This window comes from Micromonospora sp. AMSO1212t (assembly GCF_008868145.1).
Lineage (GTDB): Bacteria > Actinomycetota > Actinomycetes > Mycobacteriales > Micromonosporaceae > Micromonospora > Micromonospora tulbaghiae.
Genome location: NZ_WBKS01000066.1, coordinates 1 through 21,192 on the forward strand (window position 1 = coordinate 1; position 21,192 = coordinate 21,192).

Below are 21,192 nucleotides of genomic sequence, written 5' to 3' on the forward strand. Positions count from 1 at the left end.
GCGAAGGCTCGTGGGGGCGGGTGGGAGCGGGTCAGGGGGTGGCGCTGGCGTTGGCGGCGATCTCGGGGAGGTCGGCCGGGCCCGGGTCGGCCGCGGGGGCCGGCGTCGCGGCCGGGTTCTGGGCGGCGGCGCGCACCGCGGCGGCCACCGCCGGGGCGACCCGGGAGTCGAAGACGCTCGGCACGATCACCGTCGGGTTGATCTTCTCCTCGCCGACCACGTCGGCGATGGCCCGGGCGGCGGCGAGCGCCATCTCCTCGGTGAACTCCTCGGCGTGCGCGTCGAGCATGCCGCGGAACACGCCGGGGAAGGCGAGCACGTTGTTGATCTGGTTCGGCTGGTCCGAGCGGCCGGTGGCGACCACGGCGGCGTACTTGCGCGCCTCCCGCGGGTCCACCTCCGGGTCGGGGTTGGCGAGCGCGAAGACGATCGAGTCCTTCGCCATCTGGGCGACGTCCTCGCCGGTGAGCAGGTTCGGCGCGCTCACGCCGATGAACACGTCCGCGCCGCGTACCGCCCCGGCCAGGTCACCGGAGTAGTTCTCCTTGTTGGTGTTCTCGGCCAGCCACTGCCACGCCGGGTTGAGGTCCGGCAGGCCGCGGTGCAGGGCGCCCTGGCGGTCGTACGCGATGATGTCGCCCACGCCCTGGCGCAGCAGCAGCTTCATGATCGCGGTGCCGGCCGCGCCGGCGCCGGAGACCACGACCCGGACGTCCGCGAGCTGCTTGCCCACGACGCGCAGCGCGTTCGTCAGCGCGGCCAGCACGCAGATCGCGGTGCCGTGCTGGTCGTCGTGGAAGACCGGGATGTCCAGCGCCTCGCGCAGCCGGGCCTCGATCTCGAAGCAGCGCGGCGCGGCGATGTCCTCCAGGTTGATCCCGCCGTACGCGGGCGCGATGGCCTTGACGATCGCCACGATCTCGTCGGTGTCCTGGGTGTCCAGCACGACCGGCCAGGCGTCCACCCCGCCGAAGCGCTTGAACAGCGCGGCCTTGCCCTCCATCACCGGCAGCGACGCGGCCGGCCCGAGGTTGCCCAGGCCGAGCACCGCGGTGCCGTCGCTGACCACGGCGACCGTGTTGCGCTTGATGGTGAGCCGGCGTGCGTCGGCCGGGTTCTCCGCGATGGCCATGCAGACCCGGGCCACACCGGGGGTGTACGCGCGAGACAGCTCGTCGCGGGTGCGCAGGGCGACCTTCGGGGTGACCTCGATCTTGCCGCCGAGGTGCAGCAGGAAGGTGCGGTCGGAGACCTTGCGCACGTCCACCCCGTCGAGCCCGGTGAGCGCGTCGACGACCTGGTCGGCGTGGCCGGCGTCGGCGGTGTCGCAGGTGAGGTCGACGATCACGTGCGCGGGGTCGGAGTCGACCACGTCCAGCGCGGTGACGATGGCCCCGGCCTCGCCGGCGGCGGTGGTGAGCCGGCCGATGGAGGAGGCGTCGGCGGGTACCGCGATCCGGATGGTGATGGAGAATCCGGCACTCGGCAGTCGTGTGTTGGCCACGAGAAACTCCTCCGTCGGCGCTGAGCGGCTCGACTGGCATTTCTACTCGCCCGCCCAGGTCGCTCGGCATCCGCCCCCGCTACCAGTGGGTAGCGTCGCGGGCATAACACACGTGCGCCCGGCGTTGTCACATGTCAGGATTGCTGTCACGCGCCGAAAATTCTCGGCGTTGCACATAACGGACAGGAGACGCAGTTTGCGCGAGCAGGAGACCTTCCATCCCTACGAGGACGACGAGCTCGACGCCACCACGGGCGAGTACGAGCTGTCGGAGCGGCAGGCGCTGCGGCGGGTCCCCGGCCTCTCCACCGAACTCACAGACATCACCGAGGTCGAATACCGCCAGCTGCGGCTGGAGCGGGTCGTCCTGGTGGGGGTCTGGACCGAGGGCACCCAGTCCGACGCCGACAACAGCCTCACCGAGCTGGCGGCGCTGGCCGAGACGGCCGGCTCGCAGGTGCTCGAAGGGCTGATCCAGCGCCGCAACCGGCCCGACCCGGCCACGTACATCGGCCGGGGCAAGGTCGACGACCTGGGCGCGGTGGTGCTCTCCACCGGCGCCGACACGGTCATCTGCGACGGTGAGCTGTCCCCGTCGCAGCTGCGCAACCTGGAGCAGCGCACCAAGGTCAAGGTGGTCGACCGCACCGCACTGATCCTCGACATCTTCGCCCAGCACGCCAAGAGCAAGGAGGGCAAGGCGCAGGTCGAACTGGCCCAGCTCGAATACCTGCTGCCGCGCCTGCGCGGCTGGGGTGAGTCGCTGTCCCGGCAGAGCGGTGGTAGCGGCCGCGGCGGTGGCGCCGGCGGCGGCGTGGGCCTGCGCGGTCCCGGTGAGACCAAGCTGGAGACCGACCGGCGGCGCATCCGCCACCGCATCGCGCGGCTGCGCCGCGAGATCAAGAGCATGGCGACCGTACGCCAGACCAAGCGCGCCCGGCGTACCCGTAACGCGGTGCCCGCGGTGGCCATCGCCGGCTACACCAACGCCGGCAAGTCCAGCCTGCTCAACCGTCTGACCGGTGCGGGCGTGCTGGTGGAGAACGCGCTCTTCGCCACGCTGGACCCGACCACCCGCCGGGCCACCACGTCCGACGGGCGGCTCTACACGCTGTCCGACACGGTCGGATTCGTCCGGCACCTGCCGCACCAGATCGTCGAGGCGTTCCGCTCGACGCTGGAGGAGGTCGCCGACGCGGACCTGGTCGTGCACGTGGTCGACGGCACGCACCCGGATCCGGAGGAGCAGGTCCGGGCGGTACGCGAGGTGCTCGCCGAGGTGGGCGCCGACCGGCTGCCGGAACTACTGGTGGTGAACAAGACCGACGCCACCGACGAGGAGACGATGCTGCGGCTCAAGCGGCTCTGGCCGGACGCGGTCTTCGTCTCCGCCCACAGCGGGCGCGGTATCGACGAGATGCGTGACGCCGTCGAGCGGCGGCTGCCCCGGCCGGCCGTCGAGGTGCGCGCGGTGCTCCCGTACGACCGGGGTGACCTGGTCGCCCGGGTCCACCGTCAGGGTGAGGTCCTCAGCACCGCGCACCTGCCCGAGGGCACGCTGCTGCACGTGCGGGTCAACGAAGGGCTGGCCGCGGAGCTGGCGCCGTACCGGGCGGGTGACCGGCTGACCAGCGACGAGCGGGTGGGCGCCGGGCGGTGAGCCGTCCGGCGTCACCCGTCGGAAACCCGCGCCGTGCGACACTGACCGTCATGCGGCACGTTGTCTCCTCGGTCACGCTCGCGCTCGGCCTGGTCGGCGCGGTCGTGGCGCCGGCCGGGCCGGCCCCGGCGGCTCCCGCCGCGGCCCCCGTGCTGGCCGCGGCTCCCAAGAAGAAGTGCACGGTCGAGGACGACCGACTCCGCGAGCTGTCCGGGCTCGTCGCCACCAGCAACGGCTACGTCGTGATCAACGACGGTTCGGACGACCCCAGCCGCAAGCGGGTCTTCTATCTGGACACCAAGTGCAAGGTCGACAGGGAGGTCCGTTACTCCGGTGACGGGCCGTTCGACACCGAGGACCTGGCTCTCGGTCCGGACCGCAAGACGCTCTGGATCGCCGACACCGGCGACAACGTGGAGAAGAAGACCCGCCGGGAGCGGGTCGCGGTCTGGACGATGCCGCTGAGCGGCTCGAAGCAGCCGGTGCTGCACCGGCTCAGCTACCCGGGCAAGGAGCCGCACGACGCGGAGGCCCTGCTCGTCGGCGACGACAACATGCCGCTGGTGATCACGAAGGAGCTCTCCGGCAAGTCGGAGATCTACACCCCGACGGTGAAGCTGAAGGTGAGCGGCGACACCGAGGCGATCCCGATGAAGAAGGTCGGCGAGGTCACGCTCCCGAAGACCAGCACCGAGAACAAGCTCGGCTCGCCCGGGCGGGCGCTCGTCACGGGTGCGGCCCGCTCACCCGACGGCAGCAAGGTCGTGCTGCGCACGTACGCCGACGCGTTCGAGTTCGACGTGGCCGGCGGTGACATCGTCAAGGCGCTCACCACGGGCAAGCCCCGGGTCACGCCGCTCGCCGACCCGTTCGGCGAGGCGATCTCCTACACACCGGACGGCAAGTTGTTCGTCACCGTCTCCGACGGCGGCACGCTCGACGAGTCGGACCCGATCGACATCCTCACCTACACCCCGTCGACCACCGGCGCCGAGGCGTTGCCGAACGGCGGCAAGGCCGACACCAAACCGGCCGCCCAGAAGTCCTGGCTCGAAGGGCTGTCGCTCGACGAGATCACGTACCTGATCGCGGCCGTCGGCGTGCTCGGCGCGCTCCTGGTCGGCGCGGGTGTCTTCGGCATCCTGCGGGCGCGGCGCAAGCCGGCGCCGCGGGCGCCCGCCGACGAACCCGAGCGCAGCGGCGAGTTCCCGGTGAACAACGGCTTCCCGTCCGGCGAGCGGCCGGACGCCCCGCGCGGCGGTGTCTACGGCGGCGGTCAGGGCGGCGTCTACGGCGGCGCGGCCAGCGGCGACCGCCCGGCCTCCGGCGGTGTCTACGGCGGTGGGCGGCCGGGCGGCGGCGTGTACGGCGGCGGCCCCCAGGAGGGTGGCCGTGGTCAGGGCGGTGGCCGTCCTCCGGGCGGAGCCCGTCCGCAGGGTGGTGGCGGCGTCTACGGCGGCGGCGGTGCCCCGGCCGGCGGCGGAGGGCGCGGTGGCGGCGTCTACGGCGGCGGAGGTCAGGGCGGACCGGGCGGCGGCGCGGGCCAGGGTGGCCCCGGTCGTGGCGGCCCGGCCGGCGGCGGCCAGGGCAGTCCGGGCCGTGGCGGCCCGGGTGGCGGCTACGGCGGCGGGCCGGGCGGGGCCGGATATCGCGGGCAGCCGAACGGCGGTGGGCCGCGGGGAGACGGCGGCCGGGCCGAGCCGCCGCGCCGCGGCCAGGAGCCGCGGGGCGGGCGCCGCGACGGTTACGACGACCAGGGCCGGTACGGCCCGGTGTCCGGCGGTGGCCGGGAGTACCGCGGCGACCGCTACTGAGACGACACGACGAAGGGGTGACCGGCCACCGGTCACCCCTTCGTCGTCGCTGTCGTCAGATGCGGCGCAGCACCGCCACCACACGACCCATGATGGTGGCGTCGTCGCCGGGGATCGGGTCGAAGGCCGGGTTCTGCGGCATCAGCCAGACGTGCCCGTCGCGCCGCCGGTAGGTCTTCACCGTCGCCTCACCGTCGAGCATGGCGGCCACGATGTCGCCGACCTCGGCGTTCGGCTGCTGCCGGACGACCACCCAGTCGCCGTCGCAGATCGCCGCGTCGAGCATCGAGTCGCCCTTGACCTGGAGCATGAAGACCTCGCCCTCACCGACCAGCTCGCGGGGGAGGGGGAAGATGTCCTCCACCGCCTGCTCGGCCAGGATCGGGCCACCGGCGGCGATGCGACCCAGCATCGGCACGTACGCCGGAGTGGGCCGCTGCGCGCGGGCCGCCTCGTCGTCCGCCTCGCCGGGCGCGCGGACGTCGACGGCGCGCGGCCGGTTCGGGTCGCGGCGCAGGAAGCCCTTCTTCTCCAGCTCCTTGAGCTGGTAGGCGACGCTGGACGGGGACACCAGCCCGACCGCCTCGCCGATCTCGCGCACGCTCGGCGGGTAGCCGTGGCGCTCGACCCAGGTGCGGATGAACTCCAGGATCCGCCGCTGCCGGGCGGTCAGGTCGACTGTCGCCGGGTCGGGGAAGCTGCTCACCACCGGGGTGACCGGACGCACCGCCGCGGGGGCGGTGCGGCTGCGGGCGGTGCGGGGGCGACGGGTCGCCGGAGGACCCGCCCCGTCGTTCGGCTGCGGGTTCTTCTGCCGGCTGGCCCGGTCCTCGGTCACGTCCGTCCCTCCCTGGTCGGCGCTGGGGTGCCTCGTCGGCTCGTGGTGCGTGTGGTCTGACCGTATAGGTGAGATCGGCCATTTTCAAACATCTGTACGACCTGCTGTCGGCGTGTCGCGCCGAATTCCTGGATTTCCGAACTGGTGTTCTGATAGAAGGGTACGCCGCTCGAACGGATGTTCTATCCCGGCTGCCCGTGACTAGCACGGGAGGCCGTCCGTTGGGCTCCTCGGCGGCGTCGCGCCGGGCGTGATCCTGATGACGCGCCGGACACGCCCGCCAACTTGACCTCGCTTGGGGTTCGGCATACGGTCGACCCCTAGATGTAGTAGTCACACGGGCGTAAGTTGCCTACAGGTTGGGTTCAACTACCGAACGCGCTCCCGCACCGCGCACTCGGCGACGGTCATCGGACGATGGCCCCGCCGTGTCGACGCGTGCCCGGGAGCCGGTAGGTGTGCCCGCGATCGACGGAGGAGGTCGGGCGAATGCGGTGTCCGTACTGCCGGCACGCCGACTCCCGGGTGGTCGACTCGCGGGAGGCCGACGACGGCCAGCTCATCCGGCGGCGACGGTCGTGCCCGGAGTGCGGCAAGCGGTTCACCACCGTCGAGGAGGCGGTGCTCGCGGTGGTCAAGCGCAGCGGGGTGACCGAGCCGTTCAGCCGTACGAAGATCATCGGCGGGGTGCGCAAGGCGTGCCAGGGGCGGCCGGTCGACGACGACTCGATCGCGCTGCTGGCACAGAAGGTCGAGGAGACCGTGCGGGCCAAGGGGGCGGCCGAGGTTCCCAGCCACGAGGTGGGCCTGGCCATCCTCGGCCCGTTGCGTGACCTCGACGAGGTGGCCTACATGCGGTTCGCCAGCGTCTACCGGTCCTTCGACTCGCTCGCCGACTTCGAGCGCGAGATCGAGACGCTGCGGGCCGCCGCGCGCGCCCGGGAGGGCGCCGGTGCCGGTGCGGCGGACGCCGCCGGCGCGATCAGCTGACATTTTCGGGTTTCTGACAGGTACACGAGGCGCGGTGGGTGACCGTGCCGACGAGGGGGGCGAGGGCGTGACGACCAGCAAGTCACGGAACAAGGCCGGGGCGGGGCTGAAGATCGAGCGCGTCTGGACGACCGAGGGGGTGCATCCCTACGACGAGGTCGCCTGGGAGCGCCGCGACGTCGTCATGACGAACTGGCGGGACGGCTCGATCAACTTCGAGCAGCGCGGGGTGGAGTTCCCCGAGTCCTGGTCGGTGAACGCGGCGAACATCGTGACCACCAAGTACTTCCGGGGCGCGGTGGGGACCCCGGAGCGGGAGTGGTCGCTGCGGCAGCTGATCGACCGGGTGGTCGACACCTACCGCACCGCCGGTGAGGAGTACGGCTACTTCGCCACCCCGGCCGACGCCGAGGTGTTCGCGCACGAGCTGACCTGGATGCTGCTGCACCAGGTGTTCAGCTTCAACTCGCCGGTCTGGTTCAACGTCGGCACGCCGTCGCCGCAGCAGGTCAGCGCCTGCTTCATCCTGTCGGTCGACGACTCGATGGACTCCATTCTCGACTGGTACAAGGAGGAGGGGCGGATCTTCCAGGGCGGCTCCGGCGCCGGGGTCAACCTGTCCCGCATCCGTTCCTCGAAGGAGCTGCTCTCCTCCGGCGGCACCGCCTCCGGCCCGGTCAGCTTCATGCGCGGCGCGGACGCCTCCGCCGGCACCATCAAGTCCGGTGGCGCCACCCGGCGCGCGGCCAAGATGGTCATCCTCGACGTGGACCACCCGGACATCGAGGAGTTCGTGGCGACGAAGGCGCGCGAGGAGGACAAGATCCGCGCGCTGCGCGACGCCGGGTTCGACATGGACCTGGGCGGCGCCGACATCGTCAGCGTGCAGTACCAGAACGCCAACAACTCGGTCCGCGTCTCCGACGAGTTCATGACCGCCGTGGAGAACGGCGGCGGCTTCGACCTGCGCGGCCGGCTCGACGGGCAGACCATCGAGACGATCGACGCGAAGAAGCTGTTCCGCACCATCTCCCAGGCCGCGTGGGAGTGCGCCGACCCGGGCCTGCAGTACGACGACACCATCAACGACTGGCACACCTGCCCGGAGACCGGGCGGATCACCGCGTCGAACCCGTGCTCGGAGTACCTGCACCTGGACAACTCCTCGTGCAACCTGGCCTCGCTGAACCTGATGAAGTTCCTCCGCGCCGACGGTGGCTTCGAGGTGGAGAAGTTCGTCAAGTCGGTCGAGTTCGTCATCACCGCGATGGACATCTCGATCTGCTTCGCCGACTTCCCGACCGAGAAGATCGGGGAGACCACCCGCGCCTACCGGCAGCTCGGCATCGGGTACGCCAACCTGGGCGCGCTGCTGATGGCCACCGGCCTGCCGTACGACTCGGAGCAGGGCCGGGAGGTGTCCGCCGCAATCACCTCGCTGATGACCGGCACCGCCTACCGCCGTTCCGCCGAGCTGGCCGGCATCGTCGGCCCGTACGACGGCTACGCCCGTAACGCCGAGCCGCACAAGCGCGTCATGCGCAAGCACGCCGCCGCCAACGACGCGATCAAGCCGACCGGCACCGTGGGCACCGCCGTGCAGCGCGAGGCGACCAAGCAGTGGACGCTGGGCAACAAGCTCGGCGACAAGCACGGCTGGCGCAACTCGCAGGCCAGCGTGCTCGCCCCGACCGGCACCATCGGCCTGATGATGGACTGCGACACCACCGGCGTCGAGCCGGACCTGGCGCTGGTGAAGTTCAAGAAGCTGGTCGGCGGCGGCTCGATGCAGATCGTCAACCAGACCGTGCCGCGCGCCCTGCGCAGCCTCGGCTACCCCGAGGAGCAGGTCGAGGCGATCGTCGAGCACATCGCCGACCACGGGCACGTGGTGGACGCCCCGGGCCTCAAGCCGGAGCACTACCCGGTCTTCGACTGCGCCATGGGCGAGCGGTCGATCGCGCCGATGGGCCACGTGCGGATGATGGCGGCGGTCCAGCCGTTCATCTCCGGCGCCATCTCCAAGACGGTGAACATGCCGGAGCAGGCCACCGTCGAGGACGTCGAGAAGATCTACTTCGAGGGCTGGAAGCTCGGCCTCAAGGCGCTGGCGATCTACCGGGACAACTGCAAGGTCGGCCAGCCGCTGTCGGCCGCCAAGACGAGCAAGGGCACCGTCCAGACCCAGACCCCGGCCGCCGAGCCGGAGAAGGTCGTGGAGAAGGTCGTCGAGTACCGCCCGGTGCGCAAGCGGCTGCCGAAGAAGCGCCCGTCGGAGACCATCTCGTTCTCGGTCGGCGGCGCGGAGGGCTACCTCACCGCCTCGTCGTACCCGGACGACGGCCTCGGCGAGGTCTTCCTCAAGATGTCGAAGCAGGGCTCGACCCTGGCCGGCGTGATGGACGCCTTCTCGGTGGCCATCTCCATCGGTCTGCAGTACGGCGTCCCGCTGGAGACGTTCGTCAGCAAGTTCACGAACATGCGCTTCGAGCCGGCCGGCATGACCGACGACCCGGACGTTCGCATGGCCGCCTCGGTGATGGACTACATCTTCCGTCGCCTGGCGCTGGACTTCCTGCCATACGACCGCCGCGCCGAACTGGGCATCTTCACCGCCAAGGAGCGGGCCGCCCAGCTCGCGGCCGAGGCGGAGGCGGAGGCGAGCGGTGCGGACCTCACCGCGATGGCCTCCTCCGCCCCGGTCGAGGCGCCCGAGCCGAAGACCGGCCCGGTCGCGCAGCCGGCGCAGGAGATGGCCGACGTCGCCGCGGTCAAGCCCGCGCCGTCCGTGGGTTCCAGCACCGAGCTGCTGGAGGCCGTGATCGGCAAGGCCGCCGACGCGCCGCTCTGCTTCACCTGCGGCACGAAGATGCGACCCGCCGGTAGCTGCTACGTCTGCGAGGGCTGCGGCTCCACCAGCGGCTGCAGCTGACGACCGACCGAAGACGCGAGCGCGGCAGGGACTTCCCTGCCGCGCTCGCGCGTGCTCACTGTCACACCCCATCGTGTACGCGAGCTGGAATGCTCGGGGGATGAGCACGGCAGACATCTATCGGGTCTTCGCCGAGCGTGAGACGCGCGGCGTGTCCCCGGCGTACGAGCGGTTGTCGCGGGCGGTGGCCGGTGACCCGGAACTGCTCGCCCTGCTCGACACGCTGCCGCCGGCCAAGCGTCAGCCGAACCTGCTGTTCGGGGTGGTGCGGCTGCACGGCGGGCCGGTGGACGACCCGGCGGCGTTCCGGGCGTACGTGATCGCGCACTGGCGCGACGTCGCGGCGCAGATGCGCGTGCGGGCGACGCAGACGAACGAGGCGGGGCGTTGCGCGGTGCTGCTGCCGCTGCTCGCCGCGTTGCCGCAGCCGCTGGCGTTGCTGGAGGTGGGCGCGTCCGCCGGGCTGTGCCTCTACCCCGACCGGTACGCGTACCGCTACGGCGACCGGCTGGTCGGCGACGGCGGGCCGGTGCTCGACTGTGACCTGACGGGCACCGAGCCGCCGGAGCGGCGCCCGGAGGTGGTGTGGCGGGCCGGGCTCGACGTGAACCCGCTCGACGTCACCGACCCGGCCGACGTGGCCTGGCTGGACGCGCTGATCTGGCCGGAGCACCGGCACCGCCGGGAGCGGCTGCGCGCGGCGGCTGCGGTCGCGGCGGCCGACCCGCCGCTGCTGGTACGCGGTGACCTGGTCGACGACCTGCCGGCGCTGGCGGCGCAGGCCCCGGCCGGGGCGACGCTCGTGGTGTTCCACAGCTCGGTGCTGTACCAGGTGCCGCCGCCACGGCGGGAGGCGTTCACCGCGCTGGTCCGGACCCTGCCCGGCCACTGGATAGCCAACGAGGACCCGTCGGTGCTGCCCCACGCCGACCTGCCCGAGCCGCCCGCCCAAGGCTTCCACAACGTCCTGGCCCTGGACGGCCGTCCCGTGGCCTGGACGACCGGTCACGGCCAGTCCCTCACCTGGCTAACCTGACCCGACGCGCCCGTCCGGGTGCCCTGCCCCCGGGGATCATGAAGTTGACGGCGCGACACGCCGACGCGACGGCCGTCAACTTCATGGTCAACGAAGACAGGGGCGGGCGAGGGCGGACACGCGTGACTAGGGTCGGCGGGCGTGACCGAACCTGCCTGGCTGGTCGAGACGCGTGCCGCCTACGACGCCGTCGCCGAGGACTATGCGCGGCTGCTGCCCGACGTCGTGGAACCGCCGCTGGACCGGGCCCTGCTGGCCGCGTTCGCCGAGACGGTCGGGCGGGGCCGACCAGTGCTGGAGGTGGGCTGCGGCACCGGCCGCGTCACCGCCCATCTGCACCGGCTCGGCCTGGACATCAGCGGGGTCGATCTGTCGCCCGGCATGGTGGCGGTGGCCCGCCGCGCGTACCCGGACCTGCGCTTCGAGGTCGGCTCGCTGACCGCGCTGGCCGTGCCGGACGGATCGCTGGCCGGGCTGGTCTCCTGGTACTCGGTGATCCACCTGCCACCGGAGCTGCTGCCGGAGGTGTTCGCCGGTTTCCACCGGGTGCTCGTCCCGGGCGGTCACCTGCTGCTCGCGGTGAAGGCCGGCGACCGGCTCGACCGACGGGAGCAGGCATACGGCCACTCCGTCGCCTTCGACGTCTACTGGCTGTCGCCGGATCGGCTGGCCGCACAGCTCACGGCGGCCGGGTTCGAGGTGTCGGCGACGACGGTCCGCGCGCCGGTCGGCAGGGAGCGGCAGTCCCAGGCGTTCCTGCTCGCGCAGCGTCCGGCCGGCTGAACCCTCCGGCCCACACCAGGCGGCGGAGCCGACCGACACTGCGCGTGATGGCGGGGCAGCGAAGAGTGGCCGCTCTGGCTAGGGTTGACGATCTCGGCGAAGGGAGACGTCATGCGCACCCGGATGCTCCTCGCGTCGACGCTGCCGCTGCTCTGGGGTGCGGCCGCCGGCTGGTGGACTCCGCGCGGGCCCGGCGCAGTGGGCGCGGCACTCGCCTCCGTCGCGGTGAGCCTCGCCGTCGGGCTGGCCGCCGGGTGGCTGGGCCGGTCCCGCTGGTTCATGCTCGTCGCGCCGGTGATCTTCGCGGTGGCTGTCGAGCTGGTCCGGCTGCGGCTGCGCGGGCCCACCGTCGACCGTCCGCACCTGTCCGGCTTCGGTGTCGTGGCGCTGCTCGCCGGCCGGGGCGTACACGGGCTGCTGACCTTGTTGCCGCTGCTGATCGGCGCCGCCTACGGCGCCGGCCTGGCACGCCGCCTCGACGCCGTGCCGCCGCGCCGGCCGGTGCCGCGCCGGCTGGGCCGGGTCGGCGTCGGTCTGCTGGCCGCGTTGCTCGCGCTCGTCACCGTCGGCGCGGCCGTGCCGGGCCGCACCGACCCGATCCCCGGCGGCATCGCCCGCTTCGACACCGTCGGCTCGTCCGGGCGCGAGCTGGGCCTGCTGATCCGGGGTACGGACCGGAGCGCTCCGGTGCTGCTCGTGGTACCCGGGCCGCCCGGCGGTTCGGAGATCGGCTCGGTCCGTCGCCACCTGCCCGAGTTGGAGCGCCGATTCGTGGTGGCCGTCTGGGACCGTGCCGGCGGGCCACGCTCGTGGTCGGGATTCCGCGCCGCGTCGGACTGGCACCTGGACGACGAGGTGGACGACCTGGTCGCGGTGGCCCGGCACCTGCGGGCACGGCTGGGCCGGGATCGGATCCACCTGGTCGCGCACTCCGGTGGCACCATCGCCGGCCTGCTCGCCGTGCGACAGCACCCGGAACTGTTCGCCGCGTACGTGGGCGTCGGGCAGGTGGTGAGCCTGCGCGAGGCCGACCGCAGCCAGTACGCCGACACCGTGGCCTGGGCCCGCCGCACCAGCCGGACGGCGCTCGCGGACCGGATGACCGCGCAGGGTCCGCCGCCCTACCGCGACGTCTGGGCGTACGAGCCGTTGCTGGCCAACGAGGCCGGGGCCTTCCCGGTCGACCGGGAAGGCGCGAGCGAGGACGAGACCGGGACCGTCGGCAACCTGGGCGTGTCCGAGTACAGCCTGCTGGAGAAGGTGCACCTGTTCGGTTTCCTGGACGGCTGGGACGTGCTCTACCCACGGTTGCAGGAGGTCGACTTCCGGCGTGACGTGCGGCAGCTCGCGGTGCCGGCGTACTTCGTGGATGGCGCTCAGGAGGTGCCGGGCCGGCTGCGCCTGTTCGACGAGTGGTACGCGCAGCTTGAAGCACCGCGCAAGGACCACCTGGTGATCCCGCGCGCCGGGCACCGTTCGATGTTCGAGCGTCCCGAGGCGTTCGTGCCGTACCTGGAACGCCTCGGGACCGACGGCGGCCCGGGCGGCAACTAGGCAGGAGGCCGACCGGACAGGTGCCGGCAGGGGTCGGTCAGGGCCGGCGCGGAGTCACCGAGACCTGCTCGGCGATCGCGACGACCTGGTCGACGGAGAGCCGCAACGGCAGCTGCAGGTTGACCACCGCCCCGCCGGGCACCTCGGTCTGCAGCAACCAGATCTTGTCGGCGCGGATCAGACGGGCTTCCCGGCCGCCCACCGTGACCCGTCGCTCCTCCCGGGCTCCCATCACGTTGCGCAGCAGGTCCGGGTCACCGTGCGGCACCACCTGCACGGTGAGCGTCTCGTCGGGGGAGTCGCCCCGCAGGGTCAGGATGGTGTCGTCCTTGAACATGGCGACCCGCCAACCGCGCGGCGCCAGATGAACCCGCAGCGGCACCTGCTGCGGCTCGTCGACGACGTGCTCGGCCAGCCGGAGCAGCGCCGCGTCGTCGGCGAACATGCCGTGGCCGGTCAGCGACACCCACTGACCGGGCCTGCGTTCCCACGACATGGCGAGCCGGCGCGGTCCGCCGGGGTTCGGCTCCTCGTAGATCTCGGCCGGGCGGCCTGCGACGGCCACCGGACGCGACGTCTTCGCGATCCGTGCCGGTCGGCTGTCCCAGACGGAGAGGTAGACGTCGTCGGCGGCGCTGCGGGACAGGTACACGGCGAGGAACTGGCCCGGAGCGTAGCTGTAGCGAGGTGGGTCCAGCGTCGCCGGCCGCGACCGCAGGGTCAGCGGAAACTCCGGGATCGTCGCAGCCACCAGGGTCAACGGCTCCGCCGATCGGTCGAGCGGACGTACCGCGAGGCCGATGCCCGCCCCGGCCACCACCGTGGCCCCGGCCGCCACCAGGAGCGTCCGCCGCCGCAGCGGCGGGACGGTCCGGCGTACGGGTGCGGCGGTGAACTCGCCGGCGAGGCGGTCCTTCGCGAGGCGGAGCGTCTCGGTGGACGCTTCCGGGGCGTCCGGCCCGTGCGTCCGTAGCAGGTTGATCTCGTTCATGTCGGCTCCTCGAGGGCGAGCGCGAGTCGGGTGAGTCGGCGGGCACGGTGCAGGCGGGAACGGACGGTGCCGATCGGGATGTCGAGCACGGCGGCGATCTGCTCGTACGACAGGTCCGCCCACGCGGTGAGCAGCAAGACGTCCCGGTCCCGCCGGTGCAGCGAGGCCAGCGCCAGGGCCAGGTCCCGGCGTAGGGCGCCGGCGTCCAGCCGGTCGATCGCGTCCTCGATCACCGACGGTGTCGACTCGCCGGCGGCGAGCCGGGCCAGCGCGCGGTAGCGGCGTTCCTCGGTCCGCACGTGCCGGCGCACGAGGTTGGTGGCGATCCCGAAGAGCCACGGCCGTACGCCGACGTCCGAGGTGTACGACGCCCTCCGCCGGAATGCGACCAGGAAGGTCTCGGCCAGGAGGTCGTCCGCCGGCGGACCGACGCGGCGAGCCAGGTAACGGTGCACGGGGACGGCGTGCCGGTCGAACAACGGCGCGAATCGCTCCGGCTCGGCGAGGGACGCGCGTATCACGTCGTCGTCCGACGGCTCGTCGGGCGGCCCGACCCCGGGATGTCCCCGCTCGTGGGCCTCGGCCCGGCGCATCTTGTTCGTCACACCCGTTCATGCCCGGCCGGCGCGGACCGGTTCACGGCGGAACCGCATCCGGTCTTAGTGTCCCTCCCGGATGGCCGGCGCGACGGGAGGCGCCAGCGTGGGCACCCAGGGCGCGGCGCGACGGTATGGGGGCCACTCCTTACACTCCAGCGGTGAGTGAGGAGCTGGCGGACCGGCCGCTTACCGAACCGCACCGGTCGCGGTTGTCGCCGGATCATCCCGGGCGGGAGCGCATCCTGGCCGTGCACGCCGCCGCCCTGGCCGCCGGGGAGGCCGGTTACCTGGATCCGGAGACCGGGCTGTTCGTGCTCAGCGCCGGCTTCCTGGCCCGACGCGGCACGTGCTGCGGGCGAGGGTGTCGGCACTGTCCGTACGTGGCCGATTAGGGGCTTCCGTCCCCGCTGGGGCACCCCGTACGGTGTCCGACGGAACTCCGGCGGGTCGGACCCGCCGCCGACCGCGGAGGTCTCCCGTGCGTGCCCGTATCTGGCTGGCCGTCCCGGCCGTCCTGCTCGCCGCCGGCTGCACCGAGGCGCCGACCGAGTCCGGGCCGCCGCCCCCGCCCCCGCCGGTGCCGGTCGCGGCGGCGTCCTCGGGCGGGGCGTGCCGGCTGCTCGACTTCGCGGTGATCGCCGAGCACACCGGCGGCACGTTCGACGTGGCGGCGGCCACCGAGCGGGGCGACACCCACACGTGCGTGGTCCGCGCGGCCGGGGCGGTGCTGCCGGAGCTGACGCTGTCGGTCACCGAGACGTCGATCGACGCGGCCACGTTCGCCCTGGACGTGCAGCCGAGCGGCGCGGCGAAGATCAGCAAGCTGGGCAAGGCCGCCTACCGGCGCACGCTGCCCAAGACCGCGAAGTCCGGCCCGGCCGCCGAGGTCGGCTGGCTGGCCACCGAGGGACGGCTGGCCACCCTGCGCTGGACCGCCCCGGCCGGCACCGCGAAGGCGGAGGCGGAGAAGACGGCCGGCAAGCTGGTCACGCTGGCCAAGGTGATCGACACCAGGCAGCTCTGACCGAAGGTCGAGTCAGCGGGCCGCGACGAACACCCGGGAGGCCACCTCGCGGGGCAGGCGGACCCGGTCGCCGGAACGGTCGATGAAGACGGCGTCGCGTTCCTGCGCCACCGTCACGGTCGCGCCCGGGTCGACGCCGGCGGCGTGCAACTGCCGGAGCACGTCGGAGTCGGTCTGCACGCTCTCGCAGATCCGCCGCACCACGACCGGGCCGGACAGGCCGGGGAAGGCCAGGTTGCGCTCGCCCTCGACGGCGTCGGCAGGCAGCTGGCCCGGGTCGCCCAGCTCCGCCAGGCCGGGAATCGGGTTGCCGTACGGCGAGCGGGTCGGGCGGTTGAGCAGGTCGAAGACCCGCTTCTCCACCGCGTCGCTCATCACGTGCTCCCACCGGCAGGCCTCTTCGTGGGCCTCCTCGTAGGGCATCCCGATCACGTTCACCAGCAGCAACTCGGCCAGCCGGTGCTTGCGCATCACCGACACGGCGGTGTTGCGGCCCTGCGGCGTGAGAGTCAGGTGCCGGTCGCCCTCGACGGTGAGCAGGCCGTCACGCTCCATGCGGGCGACGGTCTGGCTGACGGTCGGACCACTCTGCTTCAGCCGCTCGGCGATGCGGGCACGAAGCGGCGGCACCCCCTCCTCCTCGAGTTCGAGGATGGTGCGCAGGTACATCTCGGTGGTGTCAACAAGGTCGTGCTTCACGTCTGCGGCCTCCTGGGCTCCGATGGTACCCGCTCCCACCGACCATCGACGCCGACGAAGCCGGAGGTGGCGGGCCGAATGGTGTTGACTGGGCCGCATGCCCGTCACCGCAGACCTGCTGGTCGAGCCCGACCGGCTCGCCGCCGAACTCGATCACGCCGACCCGCCGACCCTGCTCGACGTCCGCTGGCGGCTGACCGGCCCGCCCGGGCGCGACGACTACGCCGCCGGCCACCTGCCGGGCGCCGTCTTCGTCGACCTGGACACCGAGCTGTGCGGGCGGCCCGGCGCCGCCGGGCGGCACCCGCTTCCGGACCCGGCGGCGTTGCAGGCCGCGCTGCGGGCCGCGGGCGTCCGCGCCGGTCATCCCGTCGTGGTGTACGACGGCGGCGACGGCATGTCCGCCGCCCGCGCCTGGTGGACGCTGCGCTGGGCGGGGCACCGCCAGGTGCGGGTGCTGCACGGTGGCTTTCCGTCCTGGACGGCCGCCGGCCTGCCGGTCGACACGAGCGTGCCCGCCCCGGCGCCGGGCGACGTGACAGTGGCGCCCGGCGCGTTGCCGGTGCTGGACGCCGCCGCTGCCGCCCGGCTCGCCGCCGCCGAGCCCGGCGTGCTGATCGACGTACGGGCCGCGCCGCGCTACCGGGGCGAGCACGAGCCGGTCGACCCGGTCGCCGGGCACGTGCCGGGCGCGGTCAACCTGCCCGCCCCGGAGTACGTCACGCAGGGCCGGTTCCCCGGCGCCGAGGCGCTCCGGGAGCGGTTCGCCGCCGCCGGGGTGGACGCGGACGCGCCGGTCGGCGCGTACTGCGGCTCCGGGGTGACCGCAGCGCAGGCGGTGCTCGCGTTGCACCTGGCCGGTCGTCCGGACGCCGCGTTGTACGTCGGCTCGTGGAGCGAGTGGGTGGCCGACCCGGACCGTCCGGTCGCGACCGGTGGCACGTCCGGCCGGTGAGCGCACGACTGGTGGGCGCGTCCCGGCCCACGTGCGACGATGGCCGCATGGCCGACGACACGGTGGTGGTGTGGGACGAGGGTCTCCTCGCCTACGACATGGGCGACCATCCCCTCGACCCGGTCCGGGTCGAGCTGACCATGGCGCTCGCCCGCGAGCTGGGTGTGCTGGACCGGCCCGGCGTGCGGCTGGTCAAGCCCGAGCCGGCCGACGACGCGCTGCTCACCCGCGTACACGATCCGGCCTACCTGGACGCGGTCCGGTCCGCGCCGCGCGACCCGCTGTTCGCCGGCTTCGGTCTGGGCACGTCGGACAATCCGGTCTTCGACGGGATGCACGAGGCGAGCGCGCTGATCGCCGGCGCCACGACGGCCGCCGCCGAGGCGGTGTGGCGCGGCGACGCCCGGCGCGCGGTGAGCGTGGCCGGCGGGCTGCACCACGCGATGCCCGCCCGGGCCGCCGGGTTCTGCGTCTACAACGACCCGGCCGTGGCCATCGCGCGGCTGCTCGACCTCGGCGCGGAGCGGATCGCGTACGTGGACGTGGACGTGCACCACGGCGACGGCGTGCAGGAGATCTTCTACCGCGACCCGCGGGTGCTCACGATCAGCCTGCACGAGACGCCGCTCGCGCTGTTCCCCGGCACCGGGTTCCCGGACGAGACCGGCGGCCCGGGCGCGGAGGGCACCGCCGTCAACGTGCCGCTGCCGCCGGGGGTGGCCGACGCCGGCTGGCAGCGGGCGTTCCACGCGATCGTGCCGTCGGTGCTGCGCGCGTTCCGGCCGCAGGTGCTGGTCACGCAGTGCGGCGCCGACGGGCACCGCAAGGACCCGCTGGCCGACCTGCACCTGTCCGTGGACGGGCAGCGGGCCACCTACCGCACGCTGCGGGCGCTCGCCGACGAGCTGTGCGACGGCCGCTGGGTCGCCACCGGCGGCGGCGGGTACGCGCTGGTCGAGGTGGTGCCCCGGGCCTGGACGCACCTGCTCGCGATCGCCACCGGCGAGCCGGTCGACCCGGCCACGCTGACCCCGCCCGGCTGGCGGGAGCTGGCCGCGCGGCGGCGACCCGGGCACGAGGTGCCGTTGCGGATGACCGACGACGTGGACCCGTCGTACCAGCCGTGGCAGCCCAGCGGCGAGCCGAACGCGGTGGACCGGGCCGTCGCGGCCACCCGCAAGGCCGTCTTCCCGCTGCTCGGGCTCGATCCGCACGACCCGCGCGACTGAGCCGGCGGCAGGGGAGGACCGACCGGTGACCACCGTCGAACAACCGCTGGACGTGCTGCTCAGCGACGGCACGACCGTCCAGCTGCGACAGATCCGTCCGGAGGACGCGCCCGAGATCGTGGCCATGCACGGCCGTTTCTCGGAGCGCACCCGATACCTGCGGTACTTCTCGCCGTACCCGCGTATCCCGGAACGCGACCTGAAGCGCTTCGTCAACGTCGACCACCGCGACCGGGAGGCGTTCGTGGTGCTGGCCGGCGAGCGGATCGTCGCGGTCGGCCGGTACGAGCGGCTCGGCCCCGCCTCGCCGGAGGCCGAGGTGGCGTTCGTGGTCGAGGACGCCTACCAGGGCCGGGGCATCGGCTCGGTGCTGCTGGAGCACCTGGCCGACGCGGCCGGGCGCAACGGCATCGTGCACTTCGTCGCGGAGGTGCTGCCCGCGAACGGCACCATGCTGCGGGTCTTCGCCGACTTCGGCTACCAGGTCCAGCGCCAGTACGCCGACGGCGTGGTGCACCTGAACTTCCCGATCGCGCCCACCGAGGCGACGCTTGCGGTGCAGCGCGGCCGGGAGCACCGCACCGAGGCCCGGTCGATCGCCCGGCTGCTCGCGCCGCGCGGCATCGCCGTGTACGGCGCCAGCACCACCGGCCAGGGCGTCGGCGCGGCGTTGCTCGGGCACCTGCGCGACGGCGGCTTCGCCGGGGCGATCGTGCCGGTGCACCCGAGCGCGTCGACGGTCGCGGGGCTGTCCGCGTACCCGTCGGCGGCCGACGCCGGCCAGGACGTCGACCTGGCGGTGGTGGCGGTCCCGCCGGACTCGGTGACCGACGTGGTCCGGGACGCGGCCCGCGCGGGCGCCCACGGCCTGGTGGTGATCTCGGCCGGGTTCGCCGAGTCCGGCCCGGCCGGCGCGGCGGCGCAGCGCGCGCTGGTCCGCGCCGCGCACCTGGCCGGCATGCGGGTGGTCGGCCCGAACTGCCTCGGCGTCGCCAACACCGACCCGGCGGTACGTCTCAACGCCACGCTCGCGCCGGTGCTGCCCGCGTCGGGGCGGGTCGGCGTGTTCAGTCAGTCCGGCGCGTTCGGGGTGGCGCTGCTGGCCGAGGCGTCCCGGCGCGGGCTCGGCCTGTCCAGCTTCGTCTCGGCCGGCAACCGGGCCGACGTGTCCGGCAACGACCTGTTGCAGTACTGGCAGGACGATCCGGCGACCGACGTCATCACGCTCTACCTGGAGACGTTCGGCAACCCGCGCAAGTTCGCCCGGCTGGCCCGGCGTATCGGCCGCAGCAAGCCGGTGGTGGCGCTCGCCTCGCTGGCCCGGCCGCCGGGGGTGGGGGAGGCGCCCGCGCTGGACGCGGCCGCGGTGAGCGCGTTGTTCGCCCAGTCCGGGGTGATCCGGGTGGACACCGTGTCCGAGCTGCTCGACGTGGGTGTACTGCTGGCCCACCAGCCGCTGCCGGCCGGGCGGCGGGTGGCGGTGGTGGGCAACTCGTCGGCGCTGACCGGGCTGGCCGCGACCGCCTGCGCCGCCCAGGGACTGGCCGTTGCCGACGGCTACCCGCAGGACGTCGGGCCGAGCGCCGGGGCCGCCGCGTACGCCGCCGCGCTCGGCGAGGCGGTCGCCGACGAGCGGGTGGACGCCGTGGTGGCCGTGTTCGCGCCGCCCTTGCCGGGCCAGCTCGCCGATCCGGTGGCCGACTTCGCGGCGGCGCTGCCCGACGCGCGGGTCACCGGCAAGCCGGTGGTGGCGACGTTCCTGGCCGGGCTGGTGCCGGCCGGGGTGCCGGCGTACCCGAGTGTGGAGGAAGCGGTGCGCGCGCTGGGCCGGGTGACCGCGTACGCGGACTGGCTTCGCCGGCCCGCCGGTGTGCTGCCGGAACTGGCCGACGTGGACCGGACGGCGGGGCACGCCGCGCTGCGGCCCGACGGCGCCGACTCGGCGGCGTTGCTGCGCGCGTACGGGATCGACGTGGTGGACTCGGTGCCGGCCCGCTCGGCCGAGGAAGCGGCGGCGGTGGGGGAGCGGCTCGGCTGGCCGGTGGCGCTCAAGGCCGCCGCCCCCGGGCTGCGGCACCGCCTCGACCTGGGCGCGGTACGCCTCGACCTGGCCGACGCCGCCGCGCTGCGCCGCGCGTACGCCGAGATGGCGCCGGTGTTCGGCGCGGAGGTGCTGGTCCAGCCGATGGTCGCGCCGGGCGTGGCGTGCGTGGTGGAGCTGGTGGAGGATCCGGCGTTCGGGCCGGTGGTCGGGTTCGGGCTGGGTGGCGTGGCGACCGAGCTGCTCGGCGACCGGGCCTGGCGGGCGGTCCCGCTCACCGACCGGGACGCCGCCGAGCTGGTCGACGAGCCCCGCGCGGCGCCGCTGCTGCACGGGCACCGGGGCGCCGCACCGGTGGACCGGGCGGCCCTGGTCGACCTGCTGGTGCGGGTCGGCCGGCTCGCCGACGAGCAGCCGCGGGTGCGGTCGCTCACGCTCAACCCGGTGCTGGCCCGGCCGGACGGCATCTCGGTGCTGCACGCCACGGTGCGTACCGGTGCCGAGGCCGCCCGCCCGGACACCGGCCCGCGAAGGTTGTAGACC

The 21,192-nt window shown here is 73.5% G+C and carries 17 protein-coding genes; 12 read left to right on the forward strand and 5 right to left on the reverse strand.

Annotated features, from left to right (window positions below; translation table 11 throughout):
• Window positions 1-31: 31 nt before the first annotated feature.
• Window positions 32-1,504 (reverse strand): NAD-dependent malic enzyme, encoded by a 1,473-nt coding sequence (locus F8279_RS17585; protein ID WP_151500511.1) that lies wholly within the window; start codon window positions 1,502-1,504, stop codon window positions 32-34.
• A 196-nt stretch (window positions 1,505-1,700) separates the two neighbouring features.
• Here F8279_RS17585 and hflX point away from each other — a divergent pair, with 196 nt between their 5' ends.
• On the forward strand, window positions 1,701-3,164 hold the full coding sequence (gene hflX / locus F8279_RS17590; protein WP_091419890.1) for a GTPase HflX: 1,464 nt from the start codon (window positions 1,701-1,703) through the stop codon (window positions 3,162-3,164).
• A gap of 50 nt (window positions 3,165-3,214) precedes the next feature.
• A complete protein-coding gene (locus F8279_RS30325) occupies window positions 3,215-4,978 on the forward strand; it encodes a hypothetical protein (protein WP_192580717.1) in 1,764 nt (587 codons plus the stop codon).
• Between the two features lie 55 nt (window positions 4,979-5,033).
• Here the strand turns inward: F8279_RS30325 and lexA are convergent, their stop codons facing one another.
• On the reverse strand, window positions 5,034-5,816 hold the full coding sequence (lexA, locus tag F8279_RS17605; RefSeq protein ID WP_091419896.1) for a transcriptional repressor LexA: 783 nt from the start codon (window positions 5,814-5,816) through the stop codon (window positions 5,034-5,036).
• Window positions 5,817-6,305: 489 nt separating this feature from the next.
• Here lexA and nrdR point away from each other — a divergent pair, with 489 nt between their 5' ends.
• The 5 genes from nrdR to F8279_RS17630 all read left to right on the forward strand — a co-directional run bounded on the left by nrdR (window position 6,306) and on the right by F8279_RS17630 (window position 13,111).
• Complete coding sequence (gene nrdR, locus F8279_RS17610) at window positions 6,306-6,806, forward strand: transcriptional regulator NrdR (protein ID WP_091419899.1); 501 nt, start codon at window positions 6,306-6,308, stop codon at window positions 6,804-6,806.
• 34 nt (window positions 6,807-6,840) lie between these two features.
• Complete coding sequence (locus F8279_RS17615) at window positions 6,841-9,738, forward strand: vitamin B12-dependent ribonucleotide reductase (RefSeq protein WP_151500512.1); 2,898 nt, start codon at window positions 6,841-6,843, stop codon at window positions 9,736-9,738.
• Window positions 9,739-9,838: 100 nt separating this feature from the next.
• Entirely contained in the window at window positions 9,839-10,774 is a 936-nt protein-coding gene (locus F8279_RS17620; protein ID WP_151500513.1) for a DUF2332 domain-containing protein, read from the forward strand.
• 141 nt (window positions 10,775-10,915) lie between these two features.
• Window positions 10,916-11,557 (forward strand): class I SAM-dependent methyltransferase, encoded by a 642-nt coding sequence (locus tag F8279_RS17625; protein WP_151500514.1) that lies wholly within the window; start codon window positions 10,916-10,918, stop codon window positions 11,555-11,557.
• A 111-nt stretch (window positions 11,558-11,668) separates the two neighbouring features.
• Window positions 11,669-13,111 (forward strand): alpha/beta hydrolase, encoded by a 1,443-nt coding sequence (locus F8279_RS17630; protein ID WP_151500515.1) that lies wholly within the window; start codon window positions 11,669-11,671, stop codon window positions 13,109-13,111.
• A 37-nt stretch (window positions 13,112-13,148) separates the two neighbouring features.
• Here F8279_RS17630 and F8279_RS17635 read toward each other — a convergent pair whose 3' ends face one another.
• Complete coding sequence (locus F8279_RS17635) at window positions 13,149-14,102, reverse strand: hypothetical protein (protein ID WP_151500516.1); 954 nt, start codon at window positions 14,100-14,102, stop codon at window positions 13,149-13,151.
• Window positions 14,099-14,695: an RNA polymerase sigma factor gene (locus F8279_RS17640; protein ID WP_151500526.1), complete on the reverse strand. Its 597-nt coding sequence runs from the start codon at window positions 14,693-14,695 to the stop codon at window positions 14,099-14,101. The genes F8279_RS17635 and F8279_RS17640 overlap by 4 nt, the downstream gene beginning before the upstream one ends.
• Before the next feature lie 137 nt (window positions 14,696-14,832).
• On the opposite strand from F8279_RS17640, the gene F8279_RS17645 reads away from it, so the two are divergent.
• Both F8279_RS17645 and F8279_RS17650 read left to right on the forward strand, forming a co-directional pair.
• Window positions 14,833-15,093: a DUF5522 domain-containing protein gene (locus F8279_RS17645; RefSeq protein WP_091419913.1), complete on the forward strand. Its 261-nt coding sequence runs from the start codon at window positions 14,833-14,835 to the stop codon at window positions 15,091-15,093.
• Window positions 15,094-15,179: 86 nt separating this feature from the next.
• The gene (locus tag F8279_RS17650; RefSeq protein ID WP_151500517.1) at window positions 15,180-15,725 is read left to right on the forward strand and encodes a hypothetical protein; all 546 of its coding nucleotides are present in this window, start codon (window positions 15,180-15,182) and stop codon (window positions 15,723-15,725) included.
• 12 nt (window positions 15,726-15,737) lie between these two features.
• Here F8279_RS17650 and F8279_RS17655 read toward each other — a convergent pair whose 3' ends face one another.
• Window positions 15,738-16,424 (reverse strand): metal-dependent transcriptional regulator, encoded by a 687-nt coding sequence (locus tag F8279_RS17655; RefSeq protein WP_091419919.1) that lies wholly within the window; start codon window positions 16,422-16,424, stop codon window positions 15,738-15,740.
• Window positions 16,425-16,521: 97 nt separating this feature from the next.
• Between F8279_RS17655 and F8279_RS17660 the strand changes: the two genes are divergently transcribed.
• Genes F8279_RS17660 through F8279_RS17670 form a run of 3 tightly spaced genes read left to right on the forward strand, consistent with a single transcriptional unit; the run spans window position 16,522 to window position 21,189 of the window.
• Window positions 16,522-17,379, forward strand: a complete 858-nt coding sequence (locus F8279_RS17660; protein ID WP_151500518.1) for a sulfurtransferase — start codon at window positions 16,522-16,524, stop codon at window positions 17,377-17,379.
• Between the two features lie 47 nt (window positions 17,380-17,426).
• Window positions 17,427-18,608 (forward strand): acetoin utilization protein AcuC, encoded by a 1,182-nt coding sequence (locus F8279_RS17665; protein ID WP_151500519.1) that lies wholly within the window; start codon window positions 17,427-17,429, stop codon window positions 18,606-18,608.
• Between the two features lie 25 nt (window positions 18,609-18,633).
• A complete protein-coding gene (locus tag F8279_RS17670; protein WP_151500520.1) occupies window positions 18,634-21,189 on the forward strand; it encodes a bifunctional GNAT family N-acetyltransferase/acetate--CoA ligase family protein in 2,556 nt (851 codons plus the stop codon).
• The last annotated feature ends 3 nt before the right edge of the window (window positions 21,190-21,192 follow it).